This window comes from Spirillospora sp. CA-128828 (genome assembly GCF_050945415.1).
In the GTDB taxonomy this organism is placed as follows: Bacteria; Actinomycetota; Actinomycetes; order Streptosporangiales; family Streptosporangiaceae; genus Spirillospora.
The window spans coordinates 8,502,921-8,527,734 of sequence record NZ_CP191986.1 but is presented as its reverse complement, the minus strand read 5'-3'; the positions used below and the strand labels follow the sequence as shown (position 1 = coordinate 8,527,734).

Genomic DNA, 24,814 nt, shown 5'->3' with positions numbered 1-24,814 from the left:
GATGTTCGAGTTCCCCCGTTTCGCCGTGCACGACCCGCGGCACGCGAACGACCTCGTCCGGAGCAACCCGTTCGCCCTGGTGGTCAGCGGCCGGGGCGGGGTCCCGGTCGCCACCCACGCGCCTGTCCTGCCGGAGGGGCAGGTCGAGGGCTCGTTCGCGGGCACGACCCTGCTCGGGCACATGGCCCGCGTGAACCCGCACTGGCGCCAGTGGGAGGGCGACGCGACCGAGGTGCTCGTGGTGTTCTCCGGGCCGCACGGCTACGTCTCGCCGAGCATGCACGGCGCGGCGGAACCGTCCGTCCCGACCTGGAACTACGGTGCCGTGCACCTGACCGGGCGGCTGGAGCTGATCCTCGGCGAGGAGGAGATGCTCGACGTGGTCGAACGCACCGTCCAGGCGATGGAGACGCCGCGCACGCCGAAGTGGGAACCGGGCGCCGCTTCCAGGGACGTGTTCCGGCAGATCGTCGGCGGCGTGGTCGCGTTCCGGGTGCACGTCCGGGACGAGGCGAAGCTGTTCAAGGTCAGCCAGGACGCCGACGACCGGACCCACGGACACATCCGGGACGCGTTCGCCGGCCCGGAGGGCAACGCCGGGCTGGCACACCTGATGGACGTGGTCGACCCGAGGGGAGAGTCGTGACCGTCCCCGAGTTCGTCTCAGCGCAGGCCGACGCCGTGGAGCGCGGCCGGGCGTTCGGCCTGCGCTGGGGCACCGAGATCGGTGCCGCCTACACCGGCTACGCCAGACTGTTCGAGGTCCTCGGCGGCGACACGACGAGGGTGCGCGCGCTGAGCGAGGACGCGCTGGCCGAGACCACCGCGTGGGCGCCCGGGCTGGGCGCCGAGATCGCCGCGATGGCCACCGGCGCGGGCCTTGAGCCCTGGCAGGTGGCCGCCGTCAACGCCCGTACCGAGATCCTCGCGGCGCTGGGCGCCACCGGCGAGGGCGAGTGCTCCACCGCCGTGGTCCTGCCGGACGGCGCACCGCCGCGCACGGTCCAGACCTGGGACTGGCACGACGTGATGCGCGACATGCCCCTGGTGTGGACGTACGAGCCGCGCCCCGGCCACCGCGTGCGGACCTTCACCGAGTTCGGCGCGCTCGGCAAGATCGGGGTGAACGGCGCTGGACTCGGCGTGCACTTCAACATCCTGCGGCACGCCTCCGACGGGGGTTCGATCGGCGTCCCGGTGCACGTGGTCGCCCGTCGCGTCCTGGACGAGGCGGCGACGCTGGAGGACGCCGAGCGGATCGCCCGCTCGGCCCGCACCTCGGCGTCCACCGCGATCACCGTCGTGACCTACGACGGGGAACGCGGCCGGGCCGCCGCCCTGGAGATCTGCCCGGATGGGGTCGGTGTCGTCCCGGCGGGCCCGGACGGGCTGCTCCTGCACACCAACCACTTCATGGACCCGGAGCTTGCGACGGGGGAGGCGCTCGGCAACGAGCGTCCCGGCACCTACGCCCGTTTCGAGCACCTGAAGGCCCACGCGGACGGCCTGGCCGCCGCGGCTCCGGCGGACCGCGCCAGGGCACTGCTTGGTCATGCCCCCGAGGACGCCCCGGTCTGCGCGCACCCCGTGCCCGCCGACCCTTTCCAAGACCGCTGGGAGACGCTGGCGACGATCAGCCTGGACATCGCCGCCGGACGCCTCGCCGTCCACCGGGGCGGGCCCTGCGGGTCCTCCCCGTCCACCTGGCGGACCTACTGACAATGCCGAGACGCCGGTGAGGGAGCCCGCCTCCTTCAGCCCGCCGAGGTGATCTATATTGGATCCAATATCCATACGTGGGAGGGGTGCATGGACGTCCTGAACCTGATCGGCGGCCGGTGGGCCGAGGGGGCGGGCGCGGAGTTCGCCGACGCCAACCCGGCCCGCCCGGACGAGATCGTCGCGCGCGGGCGGTTCGCCTCCGCCGCGCAGGTCGAGACCGCCGTCGAGGCGGCCCGGACGGCCGCGCCGGAATGGGCGTCCGCGCCGTACCACGCCCGCGCCGAAGTGCTCGCCGGAGCGGCCGCGATCCTCGACCGCAACGCCGAGGAGTGGGGGAAAGAGCTGACCCGCGAGGAGGGCAAGACCCTCGCCGAAGGCGTCGGCGAGGTCCGGGGCGCCGCGCGGATCCTGCGGTACTACGCCTCCGAGGCCGACCGCGAGAACGGCGAGATCTTCCCCTCGCCCCGTTCCGGGGAGAACGTCCTCGTCGTCCGCCGGCCGGTGGGCACCGCCGGGATCATCACCCCGTTCAACTTCCCGATCGCGATCCCGGCCTGGAAGATCGCGCCCGCGCTGATCTACGGGAACACGGTCGTGTGGAAGCCGTCCTCGCTGGTGCCGCTGCTCGCCCAGCGCCTCGCGCGGGCCCTCGCCGACGCGGGCCTGCCCGCCGGGACGCTGAACCTCGTCTACGGCGAAGGCGAGGTGGGCGGCGCGATCGTCGGCCATCCGGGGGTCACCGCGGTGTCCTTCACCGGCTCCACCGCCGTCGGCCGGGCGATCATCGCCCGGTGCGGCGAGCTGGGCAAGCCGGTGCAGACGGAGCTGGGCGGCAAGAACGCCTCCGTGGTGCTCGCCGACGCCGACCTCGACCACGCCGCCGAGCAGGTGTGCGCGGGCGCGTTCCGCTCGACCGGGCAGAAGTGCACCGCCACGTCCCGCCTGATCGTGGAGGAGACGGTCGCGGACGAGCTGCTGGCACGCGTGGCCCGCCTCGCCGGGGACATCACCGTGGGCGACCCGCTCCGCCCGGACGTCCGGATGGGGCCGCTCATCAGCGAGGCCGCCCGCGAGCGGGTGACCGTCGGTGTGCGCCGCGCCGTCGAGGAAGGCGCGACCCCGCTCACAGACGCCGCCCCTTACAGCGGCGACCTCGCGGCCGGCTGGTTCGTTCCGCCGACCCTGATGGAGCTGCCGGCCACCGGCGTGGAGTTCTGGCGGCGGGAGCTGTTCGGCCCGGTCGTCGGTGCGATCCGGGCGTCCGGCCCGCAGGAGGCCCTCCGGCTCGCCGACCAGAGCGACCACGGACTCTCCGCGGCGATCTTCACCCGGGACCTGGGCGTCGCGCTCTCGGCCCTCGACCATGTGCGGGTCGGCGTCCTCCACGTCAACTCCGAGTCGGCCGGGACGTTCCCGCACGTGCCGTTCGGCGGCGTCAAGCAGAGCGGATTCGGCCCGAAGGAACAGGGCCGCGCCGCGCGCGACTTCTACACCCACACCGTCACCGTCTACCTGGGAGCGCCCGCGTGACAGGGGCACTCGACGGGCTGCTCGTCGCCGACTTCAGCAGGGTTCTCGCCGGGCCCTACGCGACGATGCTGATGGCCGACCTCGGCGCCGACGTCGTCAAGGTGGAGCGACCCGGCACGGGCGACGACACCCGCTCCTGGGGCCCGCCGTACTCGGCTGACGGCGACGCGACGTACTACCTCTCCGTCAACCGGAACAAGCGGTCGATCGTCCTCGACCTGCGTGAGGACGCCGACGTGGCACGCGCCCTGATCGCCCGCGCCGACGTCGTGGTCGAGAACTTTCGCCCCGGCACCATGGACCGGCTCGGCCTCGGCTACGGGCGGGCGCGGGAACTCAATCCCCCCGTCGTCTACTGCTCGATCACCGGCTTCGGCGCGGGCGAGGGCGCCGGCCTGCCCGGATACGACCTCATCGCCCAGGCGGTGGGCGGCCTGATGAGCGTCACCGGTGAGCCCGGCCAGGGCACCAAGACCGGCGTGGCCCTCGTCGACGTCATCACCGGCCTGCACGCCTGCGTGGGCGTGCTCGCCGCGTTGCGCCACCGCGACCGGACGGGCGAGGGGCAGTGTGTGGAGGTCTCGCTGCTGTCCTCGCTGCTGTCGGCCCTGACCAACCACGCGTCCGCCTACGTGGCCGCCGGAGAGGTGCCCGCCGCGATGGGCAACCGGCACCCGAGCATCGTTCCGTACGAGGTGTTCCCCACCGCCGACCGGCCGATCGTGATCGCGGCGGGCAACGACCGCCAGTTCGCGGCCCTCTGCGCCGTCCTGGACCGCGACGACCTGGCGGCCGACCCCCGCCACGCGGCCAACGCCGGGCGCGTCGAGCACCGGGAGTCCCTCGTCGCCGCCCTGTCCGCGACCCTGCGCACCCGGAACGCCGACGACTGGTTCACCGCGCTCTCCGCCGCCGGCGTCCCATGCGGGCCGATCAACGACCTGGCCGAGGCGTTCGACCTCGGCGCCCACCTGGGCCTGGCCCCCGCCGTCGGGCTGGAGGACCCGCGCCGGGGCCGTCCGGTGGACCAGGTGGCGAACCCGCTGCGGCTCGGCGCGACGCCGCCCGCCTACCGGCTCGCGCCCCCGCGGCTCGGCGAGGACGACGCGTGGGTCCGTGAGATATTGGGCCGATGACCCCGCAGCGGCCGCCGACGGCCCAGCAGTTCGTCCTGGACGAACTGCGCCGCGCGATCACCACGGGCCGGATCCGCCCGGGCGATCCGATCAGGCAGGACGTCCTGGCCCGCGAGCTCGGCGTCAGCCGCGTCCCGCTCCGCGAGGCCCTCAAGACCCTCCAGGGCGAAGGGCTGGTGAGCTACCGGGCGCACCGCGGCTACGCCGTGGAGGAACTGTCCCTGGACGATCTCCGCGAGGTCTACCGCATCCGCGAGATCCTGGAGGAGGAGGCCGTCCGCCGCGCCGCCGCCCGCCTGACCGCGGACGACCTGAAGGCGCTCGAACGGGCCGAGGACGAGGTCGAGCGCGCCGCCGGCGCCGGGGACGTCCTGCTGATGGCCGCCGCGAACCGGGCCTTCCACATGGCCCTCTACGAGCTCGCGGGCATGCCGCGGCTCGTCCGCCTGATCCGTACGCTGTGGGACTCCACGGACGCCTACCGTTCGATCTACTACGGCGAGCCCGTCAACCGTGACCGCGTCATCGACGAGCACCGCGCCGCTCTGGAGGCGCTCCGCGAAGGAGCGGTCGACGAGGCGGTCCGGATCCTGAGCACGCACCGCGCCCACGCCGTGGCGGCGCTGGAAAGCCTCATCGCCACCTCCGCCTAGGAGGGCCAGACGGGCTTGCGCTTCTCGTTGAAGGCGGCGATGCCCTCGCGGCGGTCGGCGGAGAAGGCGACGGTGCGCCAGGCGTTCTCCTCCAGTTCGAGGCCCGCGTCCAGGCCGACGCCGCCGCCGAGGCGCATGGCGCGCTTGGCGGCGCGGACGGCGGCCGGGGAGTTCCGCGCGATGGCGGCGGCGACGCCGAGGGCCTCCTCGCGGGCCGTCCCCGCCGGGACCCGGCGGTCGGCGAGGCCGTATTCGAGGGCCTCCTCGATGCCGAGGCGGCGGCCGGTGAAGACCAGGTCGGCGGCCTTGCCGGGGCCGAGACGGCGCAGCGCGAGCTGGGTTCCGCCGCCGCCGGGGACGAGGCCGACGCTCACCTCGGGGAGGCCGAACACGGCCGTCTCGTCCGCGACGATCAGGTCGGCGGACAGCGCGAACTCGCAGCCGCCGCCGAGCGCGTAGCCGTGCACGGCCGCGATGACCGGCTGCGGCAGGTTCAGGACGCCGCCGAACGCCGCGCGGAAGACCGGACGCTGCGCGAGGATCTCGTCGTCGGTCATCGAGTTGCGTTCCTTGAGGTCGGCCCCCACGCAGAACGCCTTCTCACCGGCCGCGCCGAGCACCACCGCGCGAACCGACGCGTCCGCCGAGACCTCGGCGCAGACGTCCGCGAGCCGCCGCGCCATCGCCGTCGACAGGGCGTTGAGGGCCTCCGGCCGGTCCAGCACGATCTCCGCGACGTGCCCGTCGCGCCGCAGCGTCACACCATCCATGGGGGCACCCTAACGATCGGGGTCCGCGCGGCCGACGCCGGTCCCAAGATCGAACTCGCCATGGGGTTGGATTGGTCGTGTGAGCGACTCACCTTATGGGGATCTCGATCGGCCGCCGCTGCACGAGGCGGCGCTCCAGCGGGCGCTCGTCCGCGAGGGCGGGCTGTGGCGGGAGGTCCGCGTGGTGGAGGAGACGGGGTCCACCAACGCCGATCTCGCCGCCCGGACGCGGGAGGGGGCGCCGGAGGGGACCGTGCTGGTCACCGAGGCGCAGACGGCGGGCCGCGGGCGGCTCGGACGGACCTGGACCGCGCCGCCGCGCTCCGGGCTGACGTTCTCGATGCTGCTGCGGCCGCAGGTGCCGGTCTCGCTGCTCGGCTGGGCGTCGCTGCTGACCGGCGTCGCCGTGGCCACCGCCGTCCGGCGGATGACCGCCTGGTCGCAGGCGGCGGAGGGGTTCCTCGGCGACAGCGGCGACGTGGCCGTGGACGCGCGGCTGAAGTGGCCGAACGACGTGCTGGCGGGGGACCGGAAGCTGGCCGGGATCCTCGTCGAGAAGGTCGACGACGGGCTCGTGGTCGGCGTCGGCCTCAACGTCGGGCTGCGCGAGGACGAGCTGCCCGTGCCGACCGCGACGTCCCTCGCGATCGAGGGCGCGCCGCTGAGCGACCGGGCGCCGATGCTGCGCGCGGTCCTCCGCGAGTTCGCGACCTGGTACCGGGAGTGGACGGCGCTCGGCGGTGATCCGGAGAGCAGCGGGCTGCGTACCGCGTACAAGGACCTGTGCACGACCCTCGGCCGCCGGGTCAGGGTGGAGCTCCCCGCCGGCGAACGGCTGGACGGGACGGCACGGGACGTGGACGGCGCGGGGCGGCTGGTGGTCGCCGGGACGGGCGGGGACAGCGCGGTCAGCGCCGGCGACGTGGTGCACGTCCGGTGAACGGGGAACGGCGATCCGCGGTCCGGACGTTGACCCGGTTGCTGATCTGCGACGATATGGGCGGGTACCGATCCACGACGCCACCGCCACGGCCCACGGCGGCGGCGCACTGAGGGGCGGAAGATGGCGGCCGGATTGCCGGATCCGAAGGAGATCGAGGAGCTCCTGCTCGGTGGCGAGCTGCGGTACAACCGCGTCGACGCCGTCCGGCTGGCCGGGGTGTCCCGCGAGTTCGCCGGCCGGATCTGGCGGGCGTTCGGCTACCCGTCGATGCCGGACGAGACGATCGCCTACACCGAGGGCGACGTCTCCGCGCTGGACCGCCTCCGCAGGCTCGTCGACGACGGGATCCTGGACGAGGAGGGCGTGGTCCGGCTGGTCCGGGCGTTCGGCCAGACCATGACCCGGCTCGCCGAGTGGCAGGTCAACCTGCTGCGGAGCATGCTGACCCACGACCTGGCCGAGACGCCGTCCGCGGAGGCCGTGGACACGGTCGTGGACATCGCCGAGAAGCACATCGGCGAGTTCGAGCCGCTGGTCGTGCACGCCTGGCGGCGGCAGCTCGCCGCCGCCGGGACCCGGGCGCTGGCGGCGGCCGCGACCCGGGACAACGGCGACCCGTCGGGCCGCCCGATGACCACCGTCGGTTTCGCGGACATGGTCTCCTTCACCCAGGTCAGCCGGGAGCTGGAGGAGATCGAGCTGGCCCGCGTGGTGGAGTGGTTCGAGGAGACCGCCGCCGACATCATCGCCACCTGCGGCGGCCGGCTGGTGAAGACGCTCGGCGACGAGGTGCTGTTCAGCGCGGCGACGCCCGAGATCGGCGCGGAGATCGCGCTGACGGTGGCCGCGGCGATCCAGGACGAGACGGAGGTCCCGGACGTGCGGGTCGGCGTCGCGTACGGGCCCGTCCTGCCGCTGATGGGCGACATGTTCGGGACGACCGTCAACCTCGCGGCCCGGCTCACCTCCCTGGCCAGGCCGGGCGCGGTCGTCATCGACGGCGAGCTGGCGGCGCGGCTGGAGGGGGCGCCGGGCTACGACGTCACCCGGATCGTGAAGCGCCCCGTCCGCGGCCTCGGCATCATCCAGCCGTACGTGCTCCGCAGAACCGACTGACCAGCGTCCGGGGCGCAGCGGAGGACGATGGTCGGTCTGTTCTTGCCGGGAGTGTGGGGGTCGCCCCCCCACAATGGCGACGGCGCCGCCGTGACGTCAGGCGGGGCTGGGCCCGCCCTCGCCGGGGGAGTCGGTGAGGCGCTGCAGGTAGTTCTGCTCGCCGAGGGCCTGGACGAGGCTGAGCTCGGTCTCCAGGTAGTCGATGTGCTGCTCCTCGTCGGCGAGGATGTCCTCGAAGATCCGGGCGGACGTGACATCGCCGCGCGAGCGCATCAGCTCGATGCCGGGCCGCAGCCGCGCCACGGCCTCCATCTCGATCGCGAGGTCGGCCTCCAGCTGCTCGACGATGTTCTGCCCGATCCGCAGGGTGCCGAGCTTCTGGTAGTTCGGCAGCCCTTCCAGGAACAGGATCCGGTCGGTGAGCCGCTCCGCGTGCCGCATCTCGTCGATGGACTCGTCGCGGGTGTGCCGGGCGATGCGGGTGAAGCCCCAGTTCTCCTGCATCTTGGAGTGCAGGAAGTACTGGTTGATCGCCGTGAGCTCCGCGGTGAGCTGGTCGTTCAGCAGCGCGATGATGTCCTTGTCGCCTTCCATGCGGCCCATGCTTCCATGCGGCCGGGGTTCAGGACAGCACTAACCCCCCGCGGACGCGTGTCCGCCGGGGCCCGGGCGGCGTTCAGGCGGCGGTGGGCGGGGCGGCCTCGCCGGCGGCGATCTCCGGCAGGGCCGGCGCGGGGACCGCGGGCGTCTCGGGAACGGGCGACAGCGACGCCGGGCCGCCGGTCAGGGCGTCCGCCAGCTCGGCGGCCGTCCGGTACTGACTGACCATGGTGTGGATGCGCTTGGTGCAGGAACCGCAGCCCGGCTTGAAGCCGCAGGCCTCCTTGACGGCCTTGGCGGTCGTGCAGCCGTTCGCCATGCAGCCGTGAACGTCGTCCTCGGTGACGGCGTTGCAGATGCAGACGTACATTCCGGTGGAAGACCTTCCGTGCGGCTCATCCTGGTTCGACGCGCCCGACCTGGGCCTGTAAGGACACCCTCATTAAGGTAAGGCTCCCCTAAGGTAGCCGACGTATGTCCGTTCTGGCCAGTGGGGTCCCGATCGGTGTGATCCACCCCTCACGGGGAAGGGCTTCCGGCGTGCGGCCCCGGCCGGTGCGTCGCCCGGCGCCCGGCGCCGTATCGGACGGGAGGGCGGGACGGTGGCTCAGGTTTGGCCGGGCGACGCCTACCCCCTCGGGGCCCGGTTCGACGGCGCGGGGACGAACTTCGCCGTCTTCTCCGAGGTGGCCGACCGGGTGGAGCTGTGCCTGTTCGACGGGCCGGTGGGCAGCGGCGAGGAGACGCGGCTCCCGCTCCCCGAGGTGGACGCCTTCGTGTGGCACGGCTACCTCCCGGGCGTCATGCCGGGGCAGCGGTACGGGTACCGCGTGCACGGCCCCTATGACCCGCGCCGCGGCCGGCGCTGCAACCCGGCGAAGCTGCTCCTCGACCCGTACGCACAGGCCGTCGAGGGCGAGGTCGACTGGGACGAGTCGTGCTTCGGGTACGACTTCGGCGATCCGTGGTCGCGGAACGACGCCGACTCGGCCGGTCACACGATGCGGTCGGTCGTCGTCAGCCCCTACTTCGACTGGGGGGACGACCGCCCGCCCCGCACGCCCTACCACGAGACGGTGATCTACGAGGCGCACGTCAAGGGCCTCACCGCCCGGCATCCGGACGTCCCGCCGGCGCTGCGGGGCACGTACGCGGGGCTCGGCCACCCGGTGGTCACCGAGCATCTGCGCTCGATCGGGGTGACGGCGGTGGAGCTGATGCCCGTCCACCAGTTCGTCCACGACGACGCGCTGACGAGCCGCGGCCTGCGCAACTACTGGGGCTACAACACGATCGGGTTCTTCGCGCCGCACGCCGAGTACTCCTCGTCCGGGCGGCGGGGCGAGCAGGTGCAGGAGTTCAAGGCGATGGTGAAGGCGCTGCACGAGGCGGGGATCGAGGTGATCCTCGACGTCGTCTACAACCACACCGCCGAGGGCAACCACCTCGGGCCGACGCTGTCGTTCCGCGGCATCGACAACGCCTCGTACTACCGGCTCGCCGACGACGACCCCCGCTACTACACGGACACGACGGGCACCGGCAACAGCCTGCTGATGCGCAGCCCGCACGTGCTGCAACTGATCATGGATTCGCTGCGGTACTGGGTGACCGAGATGCACGTGGACGGGTTCCGGTTCGACCTCGCCGCGACGCTCGCCCGCGAACTGCACGCGGTGGACCGGCTGTCGGCGTTCTTCGACCTCGTCCAGCAGGACCCGGTCGTGTCCCAGGCGAAGCTGATCGCCGAGCCGTGGGACATCGGGGAGGGCGGCTACCAGGTCGGCAACTTCCCGCCCCTCTGGACCGAGTGGAACGGCAAGTACCGCGACACGGCGCGCGACTACTGGCGCGGGCAGCCGGGCGCGATGCCCGGCTTCGCGTCCAGGCTGACGGGCTCGTCCGACCTGTACGCCGACGACGGCCGCCGCCCCATCGCCTCGATCAACTTCGTGACGTGCCATGACGGTTTCACGTTGCACGACCTGGTGTCCTACGACGCCAAGCACAACGAGGCCAACGGGGAGGGCAACCGGGACGGCAGCGACGACAACCGGTCGTGGAACTGCGGTCACGAGGGCCCGACGGACGATCTGGACGTCGTGTCGCTGCGCGAACGCCAGAAACGCAACTTGCTCACCACACTGTTCCTGTCGCAGGGCGTCCCGATGCTCCTGCACGGCGACGAGATAGGCCGGACGCAAGGCGGCAACAACAACGCCTACTGCCAGGACAACGAGCTTTCCTGGGTCGACTGGACGGGCCTGCGCGACGACACCTTCTTCGACGAGCGCGGCCCGCTGCTCGACTTCGTCCGGCGGCTGTCCGATCTGCGGACCGGGCATCCGGTGTTCCGCCGCAGGCGGTTCTTCCGCGGCGATCAGCGGACCAGGCGCGCCCGCGCGGGCGCGAAGCCCGAGGACCTGCCGGACCTCGTCTGGTTCACGCCCGGCGGGACGGAGATGGCCGACAAGGACTGGTCGGCCGGCTTCAACAAGTCGCTGTACGTGTTCCTGAACGGCGACGCGATCGGGGAGCCCGACCGGCATGGCCGGCAGGTCAGGGACGACTCCTTCCTGCTGCTGTTCAACGCGCACGACGGGGACCTGCCGTTCACACTTCCGCCCGCGCCGTACGGGCAGATGTGGATGAAGCTGCTCGACACCGCGGATCCGCTGCTCGCCGAGGAGGAGTCGCCCGTCGTGAAGGCCGGCGAGAACGTGCCGGCCGCCGCCCGCTCCGTCCAGGTCCTGCGCCGGGTCTGAGGGCGTGGAGACGAGCAGATGAACGACGACATGAACGCCGAACCCGTTCCAGAGGAACCGCTTCCCGCCGCCGAACCCCCTGAGGAAACCGTGTCCGAGGACCACAGAGCAGAGCAGGCAGACAGAGCCGCCCAAGAAGGCGGAGCCGAACGAGCAGACAGGGCCGTTCCGGAGGAGGACACGCTCGCCGTACCGCCGACCGGTACCTACCGCCTCCAGCTCCGCGGCACCCCCGAGGATCACTTCGGATTCGCCGAGGCCGCCGCGCTGGCCCCCTACCTGGCGTCCCTCGGCGTGTCGCACGTCTACCTGTCGCCGATCCTGCAGGCGGCGCCCGGGTCCACGCACGGCTACGACGTCGTCGACCACTCCCGGCTGTCGGACGAGCTGGGCGGGGCCGAGGCGTTCGGCGCCATGGCGGCCCGGTTCCGCGCACATGGGCTGCGGGTGCTGGTCGACGTCGTCCCGAACCACATGGCGATCCCGGACCGCCGCGACCTGAACCTGCCGCTCGCGGCGGTCCTGGCGGACGGGCGGGACTCGCCGTTCGCCAAGTGGTTCGACATCGACTGGGACGCGGGCGGGGGCCGGGTCGTCCTGCCCGGCGAGGGCGAGCCCAACTACCGCCGGTTCTTCGACATCTCCGGGCTGATCGGGTTGCGGCAGGAGGACCCCGAGGTCTTCGAGCGCACGCACGCGCTGCTGCTGAGCCTGGTCGAGCAGGGCCAGGTGGACGGCCTGCGCGTCGACCACCCGGACGGTCTCGCCGACCCGCGCGGCTACCTGCGGCGGCTGGCGGAGGCGGCCACGGACCGCCGGCTGCTCGTCGAGAAGATCACTGAGGGGGAGGAGCGGCTGCCGCCGGACTGGCCGTGCGCGGGCACCACCGGCTACGACGCGCTCGGCATGATCGGCGGGCTGTTCGTCGACCCGGCGGGGGAGAAGCCGCTCACCGACTACTACGTGTCGCTGACGGGCCACCCGGCCGACTTCGCTGAGGTCGAGCACGATGCCCGCCTGTACGCCGCCACACACGGCCTGAAGCCCGAGATCGACCGGCTTTTGCGCGTCCTCCACCGGGTCGTGGGCGAGCGTCGTCCGGGCTTGGAGCAGGCATTGGTCGAACTGCTGGTCGGCATGCCCGTGTACCGCGCGTACGTCGTGCCAGGAGAGGATGCGCCGCAACAGGCCGTTGACGTCCTGAACGAGGCCGCTCACCGTGCACGAGCGCATCTGCCAGAGGAACTGCACGACGACCTTGAGGCTGTCGTGGATCTGGCCCTCGGGCGTGGTGAACGCACCGACGCCGAGTTCATCGTGCGTTTCCAGCAGACGTCGGCTCCGCTCGCCGCCAAGGGCGTGGAAGACACGGCGTTCTACCGGTGGAACCGGATGGCCGCGCTGAACGAGGTGGGTGGCGCCCCTGGGCGGTTCACCGTCAGCCCGGAGGACTTCCACGCGTACTGCATACGGCTCGCACGCGACTGGCCGCTCACGATGACGACGCTGTCCACGCACGACACCAAGCGTGAGGAGGACGTGCGGGCATGGTTGTCCGTGCTGTCGGAACTCCCAGACGAGTGGGTCGAAGCGGTGGAGCGGTGGCGGAACTGGGGTCCGGTCGAGTCGCCTCTGGAACCGGACCTCGAATACCTGCTCTGGCAGACGCTCGTCGGGGCGTGGCCGCTCACCATCGGCAGGTTGGAGGAGTTCCTCATCAAGGCGATGCGCGAAGCCAAGACGCGCACCTCTTGGATCGACCCAGACCTGAACTACGAGGAGGCCGTCCTCGCGTATGCGCGTGCCATCCTGGCCGACCCGGACCTCGTCACGGACATGACCGCGTTCGTCGCCAAGCTGGCCCCTTACGCGCGCGTGAACACGCTCGGGCAGAAGTTCGTGCAGCTGGCGATGCCGGGGGTCCCGGACGTCTACCAGGGCTGCGAGCTCACCGGCCTGGCGCTCGTCGATCCCGACAACCGGCGGCCGGTCGACTACGGGCGCCGCCGCGAGCACCTGTTCCGGCTCGACACCGGCCGGCAGCCGAAGGAGGTGGACGACGAGAAGCTCCTGGTCACGTCGCGGACTCTGCGGCTCCGGCGGGCGCATCCGGAGTGGTTCGGGCCTGGGTCCCGTCACGAGCCCGTCAGCGCGCGGGGAGTCGCGGCGGAGCACGTCGTCGGGTTCGCCCGGGGGGAGGCGGTCGCGCTCGCGACCCGGCTGCCCGTGGGGCTGGAGCGCCGCGGCGGCTGGGGCGGCACGCGGGTGGACGTCCGCCGCCAGGGCTGGCGGGACGTCCTGACCGGCTGCACGCACATGGGCCCGATCCTGGACGCGTCGCGCCTCTTCGAGCACCTGCCCGTCGCGTTGCTCGTCCCTCGGGAGATCGATCGGTGAGCGCCCGGTTCGCGGTGTGGGCGCCGGCCGCCGGACACGTCGAAGTCGTGGCCGGCGGCACGCGGCATCCCATGGCGGCGCTGTCGTCCGGATGGTGGGAGGCCGAAGTCCCGGCCGCAGAACATGGGACGGACTACGGGTTCGTCTTGGACGGCGCTGCGGAGGTTGTGCCCGATCCGCGCTCGCCGTGGCAGCCCGGCGGCGTCCACGGTCAGAGCCGCGTCTACGACCACGAACGGTTCGCCTGGACCGACCAGCACTGGCATGGCCGCCCGCTCCCCGGGAGCGTGTTGTACGAGATGCACGTGGGCACGTTCACGTCCGAAGGGACGTTCGACGCGGCGACCGAGCGTCTCGACCATCTGGTGGCGCTCGGGATCGACGCCGTCGAGCTCCTGCCGGTCGCGTCGTTTCCCGGCCACCACGGATGGGGTTACGACGGCGTTCACTTATGGGCGCCGCATGAGCCGTACGGCGGCCCGGACGGTTTGAAGCGTTTCGTGGACGCCGCCCATGCGCGCGGCCTGGCCGTCGTCCTGGACGTCGTCTACAACCACCTGGGCCCGGACGGGAATCGGCTAGGCGAATACGGGCCGTACTTCACGAGCGCCCATGCCACCCCCTGGGGCGACGCGGTGAACTTCGACCAGGAGGGCTCGGACGAGGTCCGCGCGTTCGTCGTCCAGAACGCGCTGATGTGGCTGCGCGACTATCACTTCGACGGCTTGCGCATTGACGCCGTCCACGCCATCACCGACCACAGCGCGGTGCACATCCTGGAAGAGATGGGACGTGCTGTGGCCGCCCAATCGGCGCACCTGGGACGGGAACTTCTCCTCATCGCGGAATCGGACCTGAACGACCCGCGCCTGGTCAAGGCCAGAGAAGCGGGCGGGTACGGCCTCGACGCCCAGTGGAGCGACGATTTCCACCACTCTCTGCACGCGGCGCTCACCGGTGAAAGGCAGGGCTACTACTGCGACTTCGGCTCGCTGGAAACGCTGAAGAAGGCCCTCACCAGGGTCTTCGTCCACGACGGGACCATGTCCACGTACCGGGGACGGCGTCACGGTCGTCCGGTGAACGTCCAGCAGACCCCTGCGCATTGCTTCCTCGGCTTTCTGCAGAACCACGACCAGGTGGGCAACCGCGCGGCAGGAGACCGTCTAGGAGCCCTTCTGCCCTCTCCCGGCCTGATCAAGGTGGGCGCGGCGCTGCTCTTGCTCGCCCCGTTCACGCCCATGCTGTTCATGGGCGAGGAATGGGGCGCGTCCACCCCCTGGTGCTACTTCACCGACCACCAGGACCCTGAGCTCGCCCGCGCCGTCAGTGAGGGACGCCGGCGTGAGTTCTCCCGGCACGGCTGGACCGGCGAGGTTCCCGATCCACAGGCTGTGGATACTTTCCGGCGGTCGGTCCTGGACTGGTCCGAGCCGGACCGGCCGGCCCATCGCGACCTGCTGGAATGGCATCGCTCCCTGATCGCGCTGCGCCGGTCCAGGCCCGAGCTGAACGATCCCCGCCTGACCGCGACGAGCGTCGAGGCGGACGACAACGCGGCGCGCTGGCTCATGATGTGGCGCGGCGCCGTCTGCGTGGCCGCGAACCTCGGCGGCCTCCCCGTGCTCCTCCCGGCGTCCCCTCCCGGCGGGGCGCCTCCCCGGCTGCTGCTCGCATCGAATCCGGCAATTCACCTGGACGCCGACGGCATCGGCGATTCCGGAACGGCCGCGGTGGAGCTGCCGGCCGCCTCGGTCGCGGTCTTCGCCTCCTCCGGGTCGGCGGCGGCCGGGGCGTGATGCGGTCTACACCCGGATTCGGCCCGATAAGTGGTGTTCGAGGATGTACTACGAGTGGCAAACCGCAGGTCAAGAGCGCGGCGGCAGCCGGGCAATGTTCAAGAATGGTCATACGATCGGTTCATGACCTCAGTACTGCTCGCCGAGGACGACACGTCCATCTCCGAGCCTCTCGCCCGCGCGCTGCGGCGCGAGGGGTACACCGTCGAAGTCAGCCCGGACGGCCCGCAGGCGCTGGAGCGGGCGCTCGGGGGCGGTGTGGACCTGATCGTCCTTGATCTCGGCCTTCCGGAACTGGACGGCCTTGAGGTGGCCCGGAGGGTACGGGCCGAGGGCCATGGCGTGCCCATCCTGATCCTGACCGCCCGGGCCGACGAGGTCGACACCGTCGTCGGGCTGGACGCGGGCGCCGACGACTACGTGACCAAGCCGTTCCGGCTGGCCGAGCTGCTCGCCCGGGTGCGGGCGCTGCTGCGCCGCGGCAGCACCGAGACCCCGATCGTCCAGGGGGTGCGGATCGACGCCGAGTCGCGCCGCGCCTGGATGGGCGAGCAGGAGCTCCAGCTGACCACCAAGGAGTTCGACCTGCTCCGCGTCCTCGTCCGCGACGCCGGCAAGGTCGTGACCCGCGAACAGATCATGCGCGAGGTGTGGGACACCAACTGGTGGGGTTCCACGAAGACCCTCGACATGCACATTTCCTGGCTGCGCCGCAAGCTCGGCGACGACGCCGGCAGCCCCCGCTACATCACCACGGTGCGGGGCGTCGGCTTCCGGTTCGAGCGCGGCGACTAGCACCGGCCGCCGCGGTCGTGCGGGACGCCGGGGGCCTTCCCGAGAGGCCCCCGGGGACGCGTGCCGCACGGTCCGTGGCCCCACCCTCGAAGGAGCCCTGATGAGGCGCCGACTCCTTCTGTCGACGCTCGCGGTGGCGGTGGTCGCGCTCCTCTTGCTCGGCATACCCCTCGCCTACGCCGCCCAGAAGCTCGTCTACGAGGAGGCCGGCCGGTCGCTCGACCGGGAGGCGTCCTCCATCGCCGGCGGTGTCGGCTTCAGCCTGGAGTCGCACCGGCCCGTCACCGGCACCGTCATCGCGCGGGAGTACCCGGGCCGGCACATCTCGATCACGATGCCGGACGGCCGGACGGTCACCGCCGGGCCGCCGCGGCGCGGCCGCGTCCTGTCCGCGACCGCGGCGCACGGCGCCGTCCGGGTCCGCGTGTCGCGCCCGGAGGCGCAGGTCCGCGACGCCGCGCTGCGGCTGATCCTGCTGGTCGGCAGCCTGGCCCTGCTCGGCGTCGCCGTCACCGTCGGGCTGGCGATGGTGCAGGCCCGCAAGCTGATCCTGCCGCTGGTCGACCTCGCCGAGACCGCCGACCGGCTGGGCAGCGGCAACGCCCGCCCGCGTCCCCGCCGCTACGGCATCCCGGAGGTCGACCGGGTCGCCGAGCAGCTGGACCGCAGCGCCGTCCGCATCACCCAGCTGCTCATCGCCAGCCGCGGCTTCGCGGCCGACGCCAGCCACCAGCTGCGCACCCCGCTGACCGCGCTGTCCATGCGGCTGGAGGAGATGATCGAAGCGGCCGACTATCCGGACGTCGTCCGGGAGGAGGGCGCCGCGGCGGTGGCGCAGACCGAACGGCTCGTCGCCGTCGTCGAGCAGCTGCTCGCCCGCGCCCGGCACGACCGGGCCGGCGGCGTCGTCCCGGCCCCGATCGACGAGATCATCGCCCAGCAGGTCGAGGAGTGGCGGCCGAGCTTCCGCAAGGCGGGCCGGAACGTCCGGATCATCGGGGAGCAGGGCCTCGTCGGCATGACCAACCCCGAGGGCCTCTCCCAGATCGTCGCCACCCTCCTGGAGAACGCGCTGACGCACGGCGCCGGGACGGTGACCATCCACACCAAACCGGGCGCGAACTCGGTGATGGTCGAGGTCGGCGACGAGGGCGACGGAATCCCGTCCGAGCTGGCGCCCCGCATCTTCGAACGCAGCATCAGCGGCGGCCGCGGCACCGGGCTCGGCCTCTACCTGGCCCAGTCCCTGGCGGTGATGGACGGCGGCCGCCTGGAGCTGACCCAGACCCGCCCAGCGGTGTTCAGCGTCTTCCTCCGCCAGCCGGCCGAGGCCCTGCTGGCCTCTCAGCCCGTGGTGATGGGCCCCACCTGACGGGCGGGCGGCGCCGCCGGCCGCGGGGGGCGCCGTTCAGATCTCGGCGTAGTCCCCGGCGGCGCGGGCGTCGAGAGGGTGGCCGATGTGGTGGGACGGGTGCCGTCCGTTGACCGCGCGCGTCGCGCCCGGACCGTCGAAGACGGACTCCGCGGCGGGCCCCGAGGGCGCCTCGGGGAGGCCGGACGCGGGGTCGACGGGCTGGGCGCTCGCCGGCAGGAACACCCACTTCTTGTACGACCAGAATCGGAACAGCGTCGCCACGCCGGTGCCGATGACCAGCGCGATGTTGAAGAACACGTTGCCGTGCAGCCCGAGGACGTAGCGGGTGAAGCCGATGAACAGCTCGGTGATCACCAGGCCGACGCCGTTCAGCGCGAAGAACAGCACGTACTCGCGGCCGAGGCCGGTGCGGTCGCGGTGCCGGAACGTCCAGTAGCGGTTCGCCAGGTAGGCGAACGTCGTCGCGGTCACCGTGGCGACGGCGAAGGACGTGAGCGGGCCCACCCCGAGGCCGCCGTGCAAACCGTTGCTGACCGCGACCGTGATGACGAACGCGATGGCGCCGACGCTCCCGAACTGGGCGACTTCCCGCCTGAGGTGCGCGAACTGCCGGTTGAGATTGGCGACCAGGCTCACGAAGGAGAACCGTCCTTCCGGACTTCGTTTGTACGCAACGGGCTGCGCGGCGGGTACTGCGGAGGCACCACGAGGATAGACGCCCGTGGCCCGTGAGACGTCGGAACATGAACGTTCCACGCTCTCCAGGCGTTCCCTGCCCATTGCCGAGATCCCCACACACGTTCGACGCCGCGGCCGCCTGATCCGTTCGCTCCGCCCGGCCGATAGCCTTTCGACGTGAAGGTTCGTGAGATGCCCGTCGTCGGTATGGCGGGCGGGGGCCAGCTGGCCCGGATGACCCAGCAGGCCGCGATCGCGCTCGGCGTGTCGCTGCGGGTGCTCGCCGGAGCACCGGACGACTCGGCCGCCAAGGCCGTCTCCGACGCGCGGATCGGGAACGACCGGTCGCTCGACGACCTGGCGGCCTTCGCCAAGGGCTGTGACGTCGTGACGTTCGACCACGAGCACGTTCCAGGGCCGCACATCGAGGAGCTGGAGAGGTCGGGCGTCCCGTGCCGTCCCGGATCGGCGGCCCTGGCGCACGCCCAGGACAAGCTCGTCATGCGCGAGAGGCTCACCGGCCTCGGCGTTCCGTGCCCCGCCTACGCGCACGTGCCGCCGTCCGCGCCGCTGGCGTTCCTGGAGGCGTTCGCCCGGGAGCACGGCTGGCCGCTGGTCCTCAAGGCGACGCGCGGCGGCTACGACGGCAAGGGCGTCTGGCTGGTCGAGAACCTCGACCGCGAGGCGTACGAGCTCGTCCAGCGGCTGCTGTCCGGGGGCGTCGACCTGATGGTGGAGCAGCACGTCCCGTTCGAGCGGGAGCTGGCCGCGCTCGTCGCGCGCTCCCCGTACGGGCAGGGCGCCGCGTATCCGGTGGTCGAGACCGTCCAGGAGGGCGGGATCTGCGTCGAGGTGATCTCGCCCGCGCCCGGTCTGCCGAAGGACCTGGCCGCCGAGGCGCAGAGCCTCGCCCTCCGCATCGCGGACGAGCTGGACGTCGTCGGCCTTCTCGCGGTCGAGCTCTTCCAGACCCGGGACGGGCTGCTGGTGAACGAGCTGGCCATGCGCCCGCACAACTCCGGCCACTGGACGATCGAGGGCGCGCGGACCTCCCAGTTCGAGCAGCACCTCCGGGCCGTCCTCGACCTGCCGCTCGGCTCCACCGAGCCGACCGCCCCGTTCACGGTCATGGCCAACGTGCTCGGCGGCGACGACCCGGACGTGTACTCCCGCTACATCCACGTCATGGCCCACGACCCGGCGGTCAAGGTGCACATGTACGGCAAGGAGTCCCGCCCGGGACGCAAGATCGGCCATGTGACCGCCCTCGGCGACGATCTCGCCGAGGTCCGCGAGCGGGCCCGGCACGCCGCCGGCTACCTGCGTTGGGGAACCGAGATCAAGGAGCACATGTGAGCGATCCGGTCGTCGGTGTGGTGATGGGCAGCGACTCGGACTGGCCCGTGATGGAGGGGGCCGCGCAGGCGCTCACCGAGTTCGGCGTCCCCTACGAGGCGGACGTGGTGTCCGCGCACCGCATGCCGCACGACATGATCGCCTACGGGGAGGACGCGGCGGCCCGCGGCCTGCGCGTGATCATCGCGGGTGCGGGCGGCGCCGCGCACCTGCCCGGCATGCTCGCGTCGGTGACGCCGCTGCCGGTGATCGGCGTGCCCGTCCCGCTGAAGTACCTGGACGGGATGGACTCGCTGCTGTCGATCGTCCAGATGCCCGCCGGGGTCCCGGTCGCGACGGTCGCGGTCGGCGCGGCGCGCAACGCCGGGCTGCTGGCCGTCCGGATCCTGGCCGCGGCCGACGAGGACCTGCAGGCCAAGATGAAGGTGTTCCAGCAGGACCTCTACGGCCAGGCCAAGGCGAAGGGCGCGCGGCTCCGCGAGCGGCGCTGAGCCGCGCTCAGCGCCGCAGCGCCCACTCGACGGCGGGGCAGCGGTCCATGACGACGTCGAGCCCGGCGTCCCGGGCACGCCGGGCCGCCGCCTCGTCGATCACCTGGAGCGGCAGCCACACCGCCTTCGCGCCCGCGGCGATCGCCTCGTCCACCGCCTGCCCGGCGTGCTCGGCGCGGCGGTACACGCCCACCACGTCCACCCCGGCCGGGTCCGGGAGGTCGGCGAGGGACGCGTACCCCTGCTCGCCGAGCACCTCCCCCGCCGCCGGATGGACGGGGATGATCCGCTTCCCGCGTTGCTGCATGAGCCGGGCCTGGTTGTAGACCTCGCGTGCGGGATTGTCGCCGAGCCCGACGAACGCCCACGTCCTGGACTCGTTCAGCAGCCGGCGGATCACGGCCTGGTCGGCGAAGTCAGCGCTCATGCCCGGCACAACACCGCCCGCCGCCCCTTTAGTTCCCGCCTCACGGGCGCCCGAGGGCCCGGTAGTTCCAGCCGGCCGCGCGCCACCGCTCGGGGTCGAGCGCGTTGCGCCCGTCCACGATGTTGCGTTCCGCGACGACCTCGGCGACCTCGTACGGGTTCATGCCCCGGAACTCCGCCCACTCGGTCAGCAGCAGGACCGCATGGGCGTCCTGGACGGCGTGCAGGGCCGAGTCGCCGTAGTCCAGGTTCGGGTGGGCGCGGCGCGCGTTCCGCATGGCCTGCGGGTCGTACACCGTCACCTTGGCGCCCTGGGCGCGTATCGACGCGGCCACGTCCAGCGCGGGGGAGTCGCGCACGTCGTCGGAGTTGGGCTTGAACGCGGCGCCGAGGACGCCGACCGTCCGTCCGACGAAGGAGCCGCCGAGCAGCTGCCGGGCGAGGTCCACCATGCGGATCCGCCGCCGGATGTTGATCTCGTCGACCTCGCGGAGGAAGGTGAGCGCCTGGTCGGCGCCGAGCTCGCCCGCCCGGGCCATGAACGCGCGGATGTCCTTGGGCAGGCAGCCGCCGCCGAACCCGAGTCCGGGGCCGAGGAACTTGCCGCCGATCCGGTCGTCGTACGACAGCGCCTCCGAGAGCTTCGTCACATCGGCGTGGGCCGCCTCGCAGACCTCCGCCATCGCGTTGATGAAGGAGATCTTGGTCGCGAGGAACGCGTTCGCCGACACCTTGACCAGCTCGGCCGTGGGGAAGTCCGCGGTGATGAACGGCGTGCCCTCGGAGATCATCGTCCGGTAGACCTCGCGGAGGACCTTCTCGGCGTGCTCGGCGGCGCCCTGCTCGGCGGGCAGCCCGGCCACGATCCGGTCGGGGTGCAGGGTGTCCTGGACGGCGAACCCCTCGCGCAGGAACTCCGGATTCCACGCCAGCACGGCGTCGCCGCCCGCCGGTGCCGTCCGGGCGAGCACCTCGGCCAGCCGCGCGGCCGTCCCCACCGGCACGGTCGACTTCCCGACGACCAGGCAGGGCCGCTGCAGCAGGGGCGCCAGCGTCGCGACGGCGTCGTCCACGTACCTGAGGTCGGCCGCGTACTCCCCGGCCTTCTGCGGGGTGCCGACGCACAGGAAGTGGACGTCTCCGAACTCGGCGATCTCCTCGTAGGACGTGGTGAACCGCAGCCGCCCGGTCTCCAGCCCCCTGCGCAGCACGGGTTCGAGGCCGGGTTCGTAGACGGGCAGGTCACCGGCCGAGAGCCGCGCGATCTTCTCCGCGTCCACGTCGAGACCGAGCACCTCGAAGCCCAGGTCGGCCATGCACGCCGCATGGGTGGCGCCGAGGTAACCGGTTCCGATGACCGTCAGCCGGTGGGACAAGACCTGCTCCTCTCGATTCGCCGCCGCCGACCAGCGGCCTTACTGCACACGTGCCCACTGCGCGCGGACACCTGCGTCGCCCGCACATACCTACTGGCGGGTAGCATCTGCGGCATGAGTTCTGACTTTCCCGCGTACGCGCCGTCGGAGGAGCATGAGCTGCTGCGGCGGACGGTGCGTGAGCTGGCCGATGCCAAGATCGCTCCTTTCGCGGCGGTGGTGGACGAGGAGTCCCGGTTCCCGCGGGAGGCCCTGGACGCTCTGGTCGCCAATGGTCTGCACGCGGTGCATGTGCCCGAATCGTACGGGGGTGCGGGGGCTGATGCGCTCGCGACGGTGATCGTGATCGAGGAGGTCGCCCGGGCGTGTGCGTCCTCGTCGCTGATTCCGGCGGTGAACAAGCTGGGCACGGTCCCGGTGCTGCTGGCGGGTTCGGAGGAGATCAAGAAGAGGTTCCTGGGGCCGGTGGCGCGGGGGGAGGCGATGTTCTCGTATGCGTTGTCGGAGGCGGATGCGGGGTCGGATGCGGCGGGGATGAAGACCCGCGCGGTGCGTGACGGTGAGCATTGGGTGTTGAACGGCACCAAGATGTGGATCACCAATGCGGGGGTGTCGCGGTTCTACACGGTGATGGCGGTGACCGATCCGTCGGCGGGGGCGCGGGGGATTTCGGCGTTCGTGGTGGAGGCGTCCGATGCGGGGGTGTCGTTTGGTCCCAAGGAGCGCAAGCTGGGGATCAAGGGGTCGCCGACCCGGCAGGTGATCTTGGAGGATGTGCGGATTCCGGCGGATCGGATCATCGGGGAGCCGGGGACGGGGTTCAAGACGGCGCTGGCGACGTTGGACCATACCCGGATCACCATCGCGGCGCAGGCGTTGGGGATCGCGCAGGGCGCGTTGGATTTCGCGGTGGGGTATGTGCAGCAGCGCCGTCAGTTCGGCAGGCCGGTCGCCGATTTCCAGGGTGTGCAGTTCATGCTGGCGGACATGGCGATGCGGCTGGAGGGTGCCCGGCAGTTGACTTATCACGCGGCGGTCAAGTCCGAGCGGGCGATGTCGGGGGAGCGGGTGGCGGATCTGACGTTGGTGTCTTCGGCGTGCAAGGCGCTGGCCTCGGATGTGGCGATGGATGTGACCACTGATGCGGTGCAGTTGCTGGGCGGGTATGGGTACACGCGCGAGTTCCCGGTGGAGCGGATGATGCGCGATGCCAAGATCACCCAGATCTACGAGGGCACCAACCAGATCCAGCGCATGGTCATCGCCCGCCAACTCCTCAAATAGCCGAAGACCCGTCGCCGACCCGGGGGACGGGCGTGGTGCCCGTCCCCCGTTCCCGGGTCAGTCGTGGGAGATGTTGAGGATCATGCTGCCGTCCTTGGCCCGGTGCGGACGGAGCGAGATGCCGTTGTAGACGGCGGTGGAGTTGGGCCAGGCCGCGTCGACCGAGGTGGTCATGTTCGAGCCGCGGCCGCGGATCACGAAGATGACCTGGCTGCCGTGGAGCTTGACGTGGATCGGGTCCAGCCCGTACTTGCGGTCGAGCGTGATCTTCTCGCCGCCCTTGATCTGGACTTGGCAGTCCGCGTCCCGGCAGGCCGAGAGGTCGGTGCCGTCCTTGGCGACCGGCTTGGCCTTGGGCGCCGCAGCCTTGGGCGCCGCCGGGTCCTGCTGCGCGGCGTTCGGGTCGGGTGCGGCGTCTTGGTCGAGCGCTCCGTTCAGGTCGGGCAGTGCGTTCGCGTCCGGCGCGGTCTTCGGGTCCGGCGCGGCCTGCGGGTCGGGCGCCGCCATCGGGTCGGGCGCCGTCTGCGGGTCCGGCACGGGCTTCGCGTCGGACGCGGAGTTCTCGTGCGGCGCGGACGGCGGCGGCGCCGTGAACGAGGCGTTCGCCGCGGCGGCGACGCCGCCGGTGAGCGCGGCCGAGATGGCGGCGGCCGTGGTGATCAGGCCGAGCATCCTTGTCGACATCCTGTGGACTCCTGAGAAGTGGCTTCTCTCTGTCGCGGTATTGCTACCCAGAGTAGTCGATCAAGAACGTAGAGTTGTGATCAAGGTTCTTGGTGTCGTGTTTCAGGTGGCAGGCCGCTCGTCCACCAGGAGGGTCTGCATGACCCGGCCGATCTCGCCGGAGCGGTCGGCGAGGGTTCCCTGGCAGAGCGCGCTGCCGCCCGGGGCGGCGTCCAGCGACGCGGCCATGCACAGCCACTCGCCGACAGGGTCGCGGTGCAGGGCGACGGTCACGTCCGTGTTGATGATCAGCCACTTGGACAGGTCGAGCTGGCTGCCGATGCCGGACGCGCTGTCGGCGAGGGTGAGGGCGCGGACGAGTGGTGTGTCGGACTCGCCGGCGACCAGCGGGATGCGGGAGCGTGCCCAGGTGGTGCCGGGGCCGGGTTCGGCGAAGCCGCCGTCGAGAAGCCGCCATTCCATCGCGGCGAGGTAGCCGCCCGTGTGGAGATCGCTCCAGTCTCCGAACGGGCGCGTCGCGTCGGGGAGGGGCGGCGGCATGGGGCCGTGGGCGACGGCTTCCAGGTGGGCGGGGGCGCCCATGATCCGCCAGGCGGTGGCGTGGACGACCGGTCGGCCCTCGTGGGTGATCCGGCCTTCGAGGAACGCGATCCGCTTGCCCGGGCGGACGACGCGGACGTCGACGTCGAGCTCCGCCACCGGCACCGGGCCGAGGATCTCGACCGTGACCCGTGCCACCCGGGTGCCGGGGACGGGGTCGTGCCGTTCGAAGGCGCGTCCGATCAGCGCCGACACCGGGCCGCCGTGCTGGAGGCCCGGAGACCAGGGCCCCGCGGTGGCGGGCGTGCTGGCGAATCGCCCGTCCCCGAGCGGCTCGTAGAACGACTCGGCGGGCACGTCCTCGGTCATGCCTAGAAT

The 24,814-nt window shown here is 71.9% G+C and carries 23 protein-coding genes; 15 read left to right on the top strand and 8 right to left on the bottom strand.

All coding sequences use genetic code 11. The annotated features are described in order from the left end of the window. Window position 1: 1 nt before the first annotated feature. The 5 genes from ACQPXG_RS40905 (at window position 2) to ACQPXG_RS40885 (ending at window position 5,041) form a co-directional block, all read left to right on the top strand. A complete protein-coding gene (locus ACQPXG_RS40905) occupies window positions 2-646 on the top strand; it encodes an FMN-binding negative transcriptional regulator (RefSeq protein WP_433464516.1) in 645 nt (214 codons plus the stop codon). Next, a complete protein-coding gene (locus tag ACQPXG_RS40900; RefSeq protein WP_433464515.1) occupies window positions 643-1,719 on the top strand; it encodes a C45 family autoproteolytic acyltransferase/hydolase in 1,077 nt (358 codons plus the stop codon). The genes ACQPXG_RS40905 and ACQPXG_RS40900 overlap by 4 nt, the downstream gene beginning before the upstream one ends. A gap of 90 nt (window positions 1,720-1,809) precedes the next feature. Then, window positions 1,810-3,252, top strand: a complete 1,443-nt coding sequence (locus tag ACQPXG_RS40895) for an aldehyde dehydrogenase family protein (protein ID WP_433464514.1) — start codon at window positions 1,810-1,812, stop codon at window positions 3,250-3,252. After that, entirely contained in the window at window positions 3,249-4,388 is a 1,140-nt protein-coding gene (locus ACQPXG_RS40890) for a CaiB/BaiF CoA transferase family protein (protein ID WP_433464513.1), read from the top strand. Before ACQPXG_RS40895 ends, ACQPXG_RS40890 begins: the two co-directional genes overlap by 4 nt. Then, window positions 4,385-5,041: a GntR family transcriptional regulator gene (locus tag ACQPXG_RS40885; RefSeq protein ID WP_433464512.1), complete on the top strand. Its 657-nt coding sequence runs from the start codon at window positions 4,385-4,387 to the stop codon at window positions 5,039-5,041. Before ACQPXG_RS40890 ends, ACQPXG_RS40885 begins: the two co-directional genes overlap by 4 nt. Here the strand turns inward: ACQPXG_RS40885 and ACQPXG_RS40880 are convergent. Further along, the gene (locus ACQPXG_RS40880; RefSeq protein WP_433464511.1) at window positions 5,038-5,811 is read right to left on the bottom strand and encodes an enoyl-CoA hydratase/isomerase family protein; all 774 of its coding nucleotides are present in this window, start codon (window positions 5,809-5,811) and stop codon (window positions 5,038-5,040) included. The two genes, ACQPXG_RS40885 and ACQPXG_RS40880, sit on opposite strands and share 4 nt — an antisense overlap. 79 nt (window positions 5,812-5,890) lie before the next feature. Here ACQPXG_RS40880 and ACQPXG_RS40875 point away from each other — a divergent pair, with 79 nt between their 5' ends. Together ACQPXG_RS40875 and ACQPXG_RS40870 are read left to right on the top strand one after the other, a co-directional pair. After that, window positions 5,891-6,751 (top strand): biotin--[acetyl-CoA-carboxylase] ligase, encoded by an 861-nt coding sequence (locus tag ACQPXG_RS40875; protein ID WP_433464510.1) that lies wholly within the window; start codon window positions 5,891-5,893, stop codon window positions 6,749-6,751. A gap of 123 nt (window positions 6,752-6,874) precedes the next feature. Continuing rightward, window positions 6,875-7,870, top strand: coding sequence for an adenylate/guanylate cyclase domain-containing protein (locus ACQPXG_RS40870; protein WP_433464509.1), 996 nt, complete (start codon window positions 6,875-6,877; stop codon window positions 7,868-7,870). Window positions 7,871-7,966: 96 nt separating this feature from the next. Here the strand turns inward: ACQPXG_RS40870 and bfr are convergent, their stop codons facing one another. Together bfr and ACQPXG_RS40860 are read right to left on the bottom strand one after the other, a co-directional pair. Further along, window positions 7,967-8,464: a bacterioferritin gene (gene bfr, locus ACQPXG_RS40865; RefSeq protein ID WP_433464508.1), complete on the bottom strand. Its 498-nt coding sequence runs from the start codon at window positions 8,462-8,464 to the stop codon at window positions 7,967-7,969. An 82-nt stretch (window positions 8,465-8,546) separates the two neighbouring features. Beyond that, window positions 8,547-8,840 (bottom strand): (2Fe-2S)-binding protein, encoded by a 294-nt coding sequence (locus ACQPXG_RS40860; protein WP_433464507.1) that lies wholly within the window; start codon window positions 8,838-8,840, stop codon window positions 8,547-8,549. A gap of 232 nt (window positions 8,841-9,072) precedes the next feature. Here ACQPXG_RS40860 and glgX point away from each other — a divergent pair, with 232 nt between their 5' ends. The 5 genes from glgX to ACQPXG_RS40835 all read left to right on the top strand — a co-directional run bounded on the left by glgX (window position 9,073) and on the right by ACQPXG_RS40835 (window position 17,598). Continuing rightward, a complete protein-coding gene (gene glgX, locus ACQPXG_RS40855) occupies window positions 9,073-11,235 on the top strand; it encodes a glycogen debranching protein GlgX (protein WP_433464506.1) in 2,163 nt (720 codons plus the stop codon). 18 nt (window positions 11,236-11,253) lie between these two features. Beyond that, on the top strand, window positions 11,254-13,632 hold the full coding sequence (treY, locus tag ACQPXG_RS40850) for a malto-oligosyltrehalose synthase (RefSeq protein ID WP_433464505.1): 2,379 nt from the start codon (window positions 11,254-11,256) through the stop codon (window positions 13,630-13,632). Next, the gene (gene treZ / locus ACQPXG_RS40845) at window positions 13,629-15,431 is read left to right on the top strand and encodes a malto-oligosyltrehalose trehalohydrolase (protein WP_433464504.1); all 1,803 of its coding nucleotides are present in this window, start codon (window positions 13,629-13,631) and stop codon (window positions 15,429-15,431) included. Before treY ends, treZ begins: the two co-directional genes overlap by 4 nt. Window positions 15,432-15,554: 123 nt before the next feature. Then, window positions 15,555-16,226 (top strand): response regulator transcription factor, encoded by a 672-nt coding sequence (locus tag ACQPXG_RS40840; RefSeq protein ID WP_026402549.1) that lies wholly within the window; start codon window positions 15,555-15,557, stop codon window positions 16,224-16,226. Between the two features lie 100 nt (window positions 16,227-16,326). Further along, window positions 16,327-17,598, top strand: coding sequence for an ATP-binding protein (locus ACQPXG_RS40835; RefSeq protein ID WP_433464503.1), 1,272 nt, complete (start codon window positions 16,327-16,329; stop codon window positions 17,596-17,598). Window positions 17,599-17,634: 36 nt separating this feature from the next. On the opposite strand, the gene ACQPXG_RS40830 is transcribed toward ACQPXG_RS40835, so the two are convergent. After that, complete coding sequence (locus ACQPXG_RS40830; protein ID WP_433464502.1) at window positions 17,635-18,237, bottom strand: GtrA family protein; 603 nt, start codon at window positions 18,235-18,237, stop codon at window positions 17,635-17,637. Between the two features lie 234 nt (window positions 18,238-18,471). Here ACQPXG_RS40830 and ACQPXG_RS40825 point away from each other — a divergent pair, with 234 nt between their 5' ends. Both ACQPXG_RS40825 and purE read left to right on the top strand, forming a co-directional pair. Next, a complete protein-coding gene (locus ACQPXG_RS40825; RefSeq protein ID WP_433470137.1) occupies window positions 18,472-19,635 on the top strand; it encodes a 5-(carboxyamino)imidazole ribonucleotide synthase in 1,164 nt (387 codons plus the stop codon). 23 nt (window positions 19,636-19,658) lie between these two features. Then, the gene (gene purE, locus ACQPXG_RS40820; RefSeq protein ID WP_433470136.1) at window positions 19,659-20,126 is read left to right on the top strand and encodes a 5-(carboxyamino)imidazole ribonucleotide mutase; all 468 of its coding nucleotides are present in this window, start codon (window positions 19,659-19,661) and stop codon (window positions 20,124-20,126) included. A gap of 7 nt (window positions 20,127-20,133) precedes the next feature. Here purE and ACQPXG_RS40815 read toward each other — a convergent pair whose 3' ends face one another. Continuing rightward, on the bottom strand, window positions 20,134-20,553 hold the full coding sequence (locus tag ACQPXG_RS40815; RefSeq protein ID WP_433464501.1) for a CoA-binding protein: 420 nt from the start codon (window positions 20,551-20,553) through the stop codon (window positions 20,134-20,136). Between the two features lie 40 nt (window positions 20,554-20,593). Next, window positions 20,594-21,928 carry a UDP-glucose dehydrogenase family protein gene (locus ACQPXG_RS40810; protein ID WP_433464500.1) on the bottom strand — a complete coding sequence of 445 codons (1,335 nt, stop codon included), beginning with the start codon at window positions 21,926-21,928 and terminating at the stop codon, window positions 20,594-20,596. 114 nt (window positions 21,929-22,042) lie between these two features. Between ACQPXG_RS40810 and ACQPXG_RS40805 the strand changes: the two genes are divergently transcribed. Continuing rightward, window positions 22,043-23,212, top strand: coding sequence for an acyl-CoA dehydrogenase family protein (locus ACQPXG_RS40805; protein ID WP_433464499.1), 1,170 nt, complete (start codon window positions 22,043-22,045; stop codon window positions 23,210-23,212). A 57-nt stretch (window positions 23,213-23,269) separates the two neighbouring features. Here the strand turns inward: ACQPXG_RS40805 and ACQPXG_RS40800 are convergent, their stop codons facing one another. Together ACQPXG_RS40800 and ACQPXG_RS40795 are read right to left on the bottom strand one after the other, a co-directional pair. Continuing rightward, window positions 23,270-23,896, bottom strand: coding sequence for a hypothetical protein (locus ACQPXG_RS40800; RefSeq protein WP_433464498.1), 627 nt, complete (start codon window positions 23,894-23,896; stop codon window positions 23,270-23,272). Between the two features lie 102 nt (window positions 23,897-23,998). Further along, a complete protein-coding gene (locus tag ACQPXG_RS40795; protein ID WP_433464497.1) occupies window positions 23,999-24,805 on the bottom strand; it encodes a thioesterase family protein in 807 nt (268 codons plus the stop codon). Between the last annotated feature and the right edge of the window lie 9 nt (window positions 24,806-24,814).

What these genes read in the sequence shown, in the direction of transcription:
- ACQPXG_RS40800 (WP_433464498.1), bottom strand. Translation starts at nt 23,896, where the DNA reads ATGTCGACAAGGATGCTCGGCCTGATCACCACGGCCGCCGCCATCTCG.
- ACQPXG_RS40795 (WP_433464497.1), bottom strand. Translation starts at nt 24,805, where the DNA reads ATGACCGAGGACGTGCCCGCCGAGTCGTTCTACGAGCCGCTCGGGGAC.
- ACQPXG_RS40905 (WP_433464516.1), top strand. Translation starts at nt 2, where the DNA reads ATGTTCGAGTTCCCCCGTTTCGCCGTGCACGACCCGCGGCACGCGAAC.
- ACQPXG_RS40835 (WP_433464503.1), top strand. Translation starts at nt 16,327, where the DNA reads ATGAGGCGCCGACTCCTTCTGTCGACGCTCGCGGTGGCGGTGGTCGCG.
- ACQPXG_RS40815 (WP_433464501.1), bottom strand. Translation starts at nt 20,553, where the DNA reads ATGAGCGCTGACTTCGCCGACCAGGCCGTGATCCGCCGGCTGCTGAAC.
- ACQPXG_RS40825 (WP_433470137.1), top strand. Translation starts at nt 18,472, where the DNA reads ATGCCCGTCGTCGGTATGGCGGGCGGGGGCCAGCTGGCCCGGATGACC.
- ACQPXG_RS40895 (WP_433464514.1), top strand. Translation starts at nt 1,810, where the DNA reads ATGGACGTCCTGAACCTGATCGGCGGCCGGTGGGCCGAGGGGGCGGGC.
- ACQPXG_RS40885 (WP_433464512.1), top strand. Translation starts at nt 4,385, where the DNA reads ATGACCCCGCAGCGGCCGCCGACGGCCCAGCAGTTCGTCCTGGACGAA.
- ACQPXG_RS40870 (WP_433464509.1), top strand. Translation starts at nt 6,875, where the DNA reads ATGGCGGCCGGATTGCCGGATCCGAAGGAGATCGAGGAGCTCCTGCTC.
- ACQPXG_RS40860 (WP_433464507.1), bottom strand. Translation starts at nt 8,840, where the DNA reads ATGTACGTCTGCATCTGCAACGCCGTCACCGAGGACGACGTTCACGGC.
- purE (WP_433470136.1), top strand. Translation starts at nt 19,659, where the DNA reads ATGGGCAGCGACTCGGACTGGCCCGTGATGGAGGGGGCCGCGCAGGCG.
- bfr (WP_433464508.1), bottom strand. Translation starts at nt 8,464, where the DNA reads ATGGAAGGCGACAAGGACATCATCGCGCTGCTGAACGACCAGCTCACC.
- ACQPXG_RS40840 (WP_026402549.1), top strand. Translation starts at nt 15,555, where the DNA reads ATGACCTCAGTACTGCTCGCCGAGGACGACACGTCCATCTCCGAGCCT.
- ACQPXG_RS40805 (WP_433464499.1), top strand. Translation starts at nt 22,043, where the DNA reads ATGAGTTCTGACTTTCCCGCGTACGCGCCGTCGGAGGAGCATGAGCTG.
- ACQPXG_RS40880 (WP_433464511.1), bottom strand. Translation starts at nt 5,811, where the DNA reads ATGGATGGTGTGACGCTGCGGCGCGACGGGCACGTCGCGGAGATCGTG.
- treY (WP_433464505.1), top strand. Translation starts at nt 11,254, where the DNA reads ATGAACGACGACATGAACGCCGAACCCGTTCCAGAGGAACCGCTTCCC.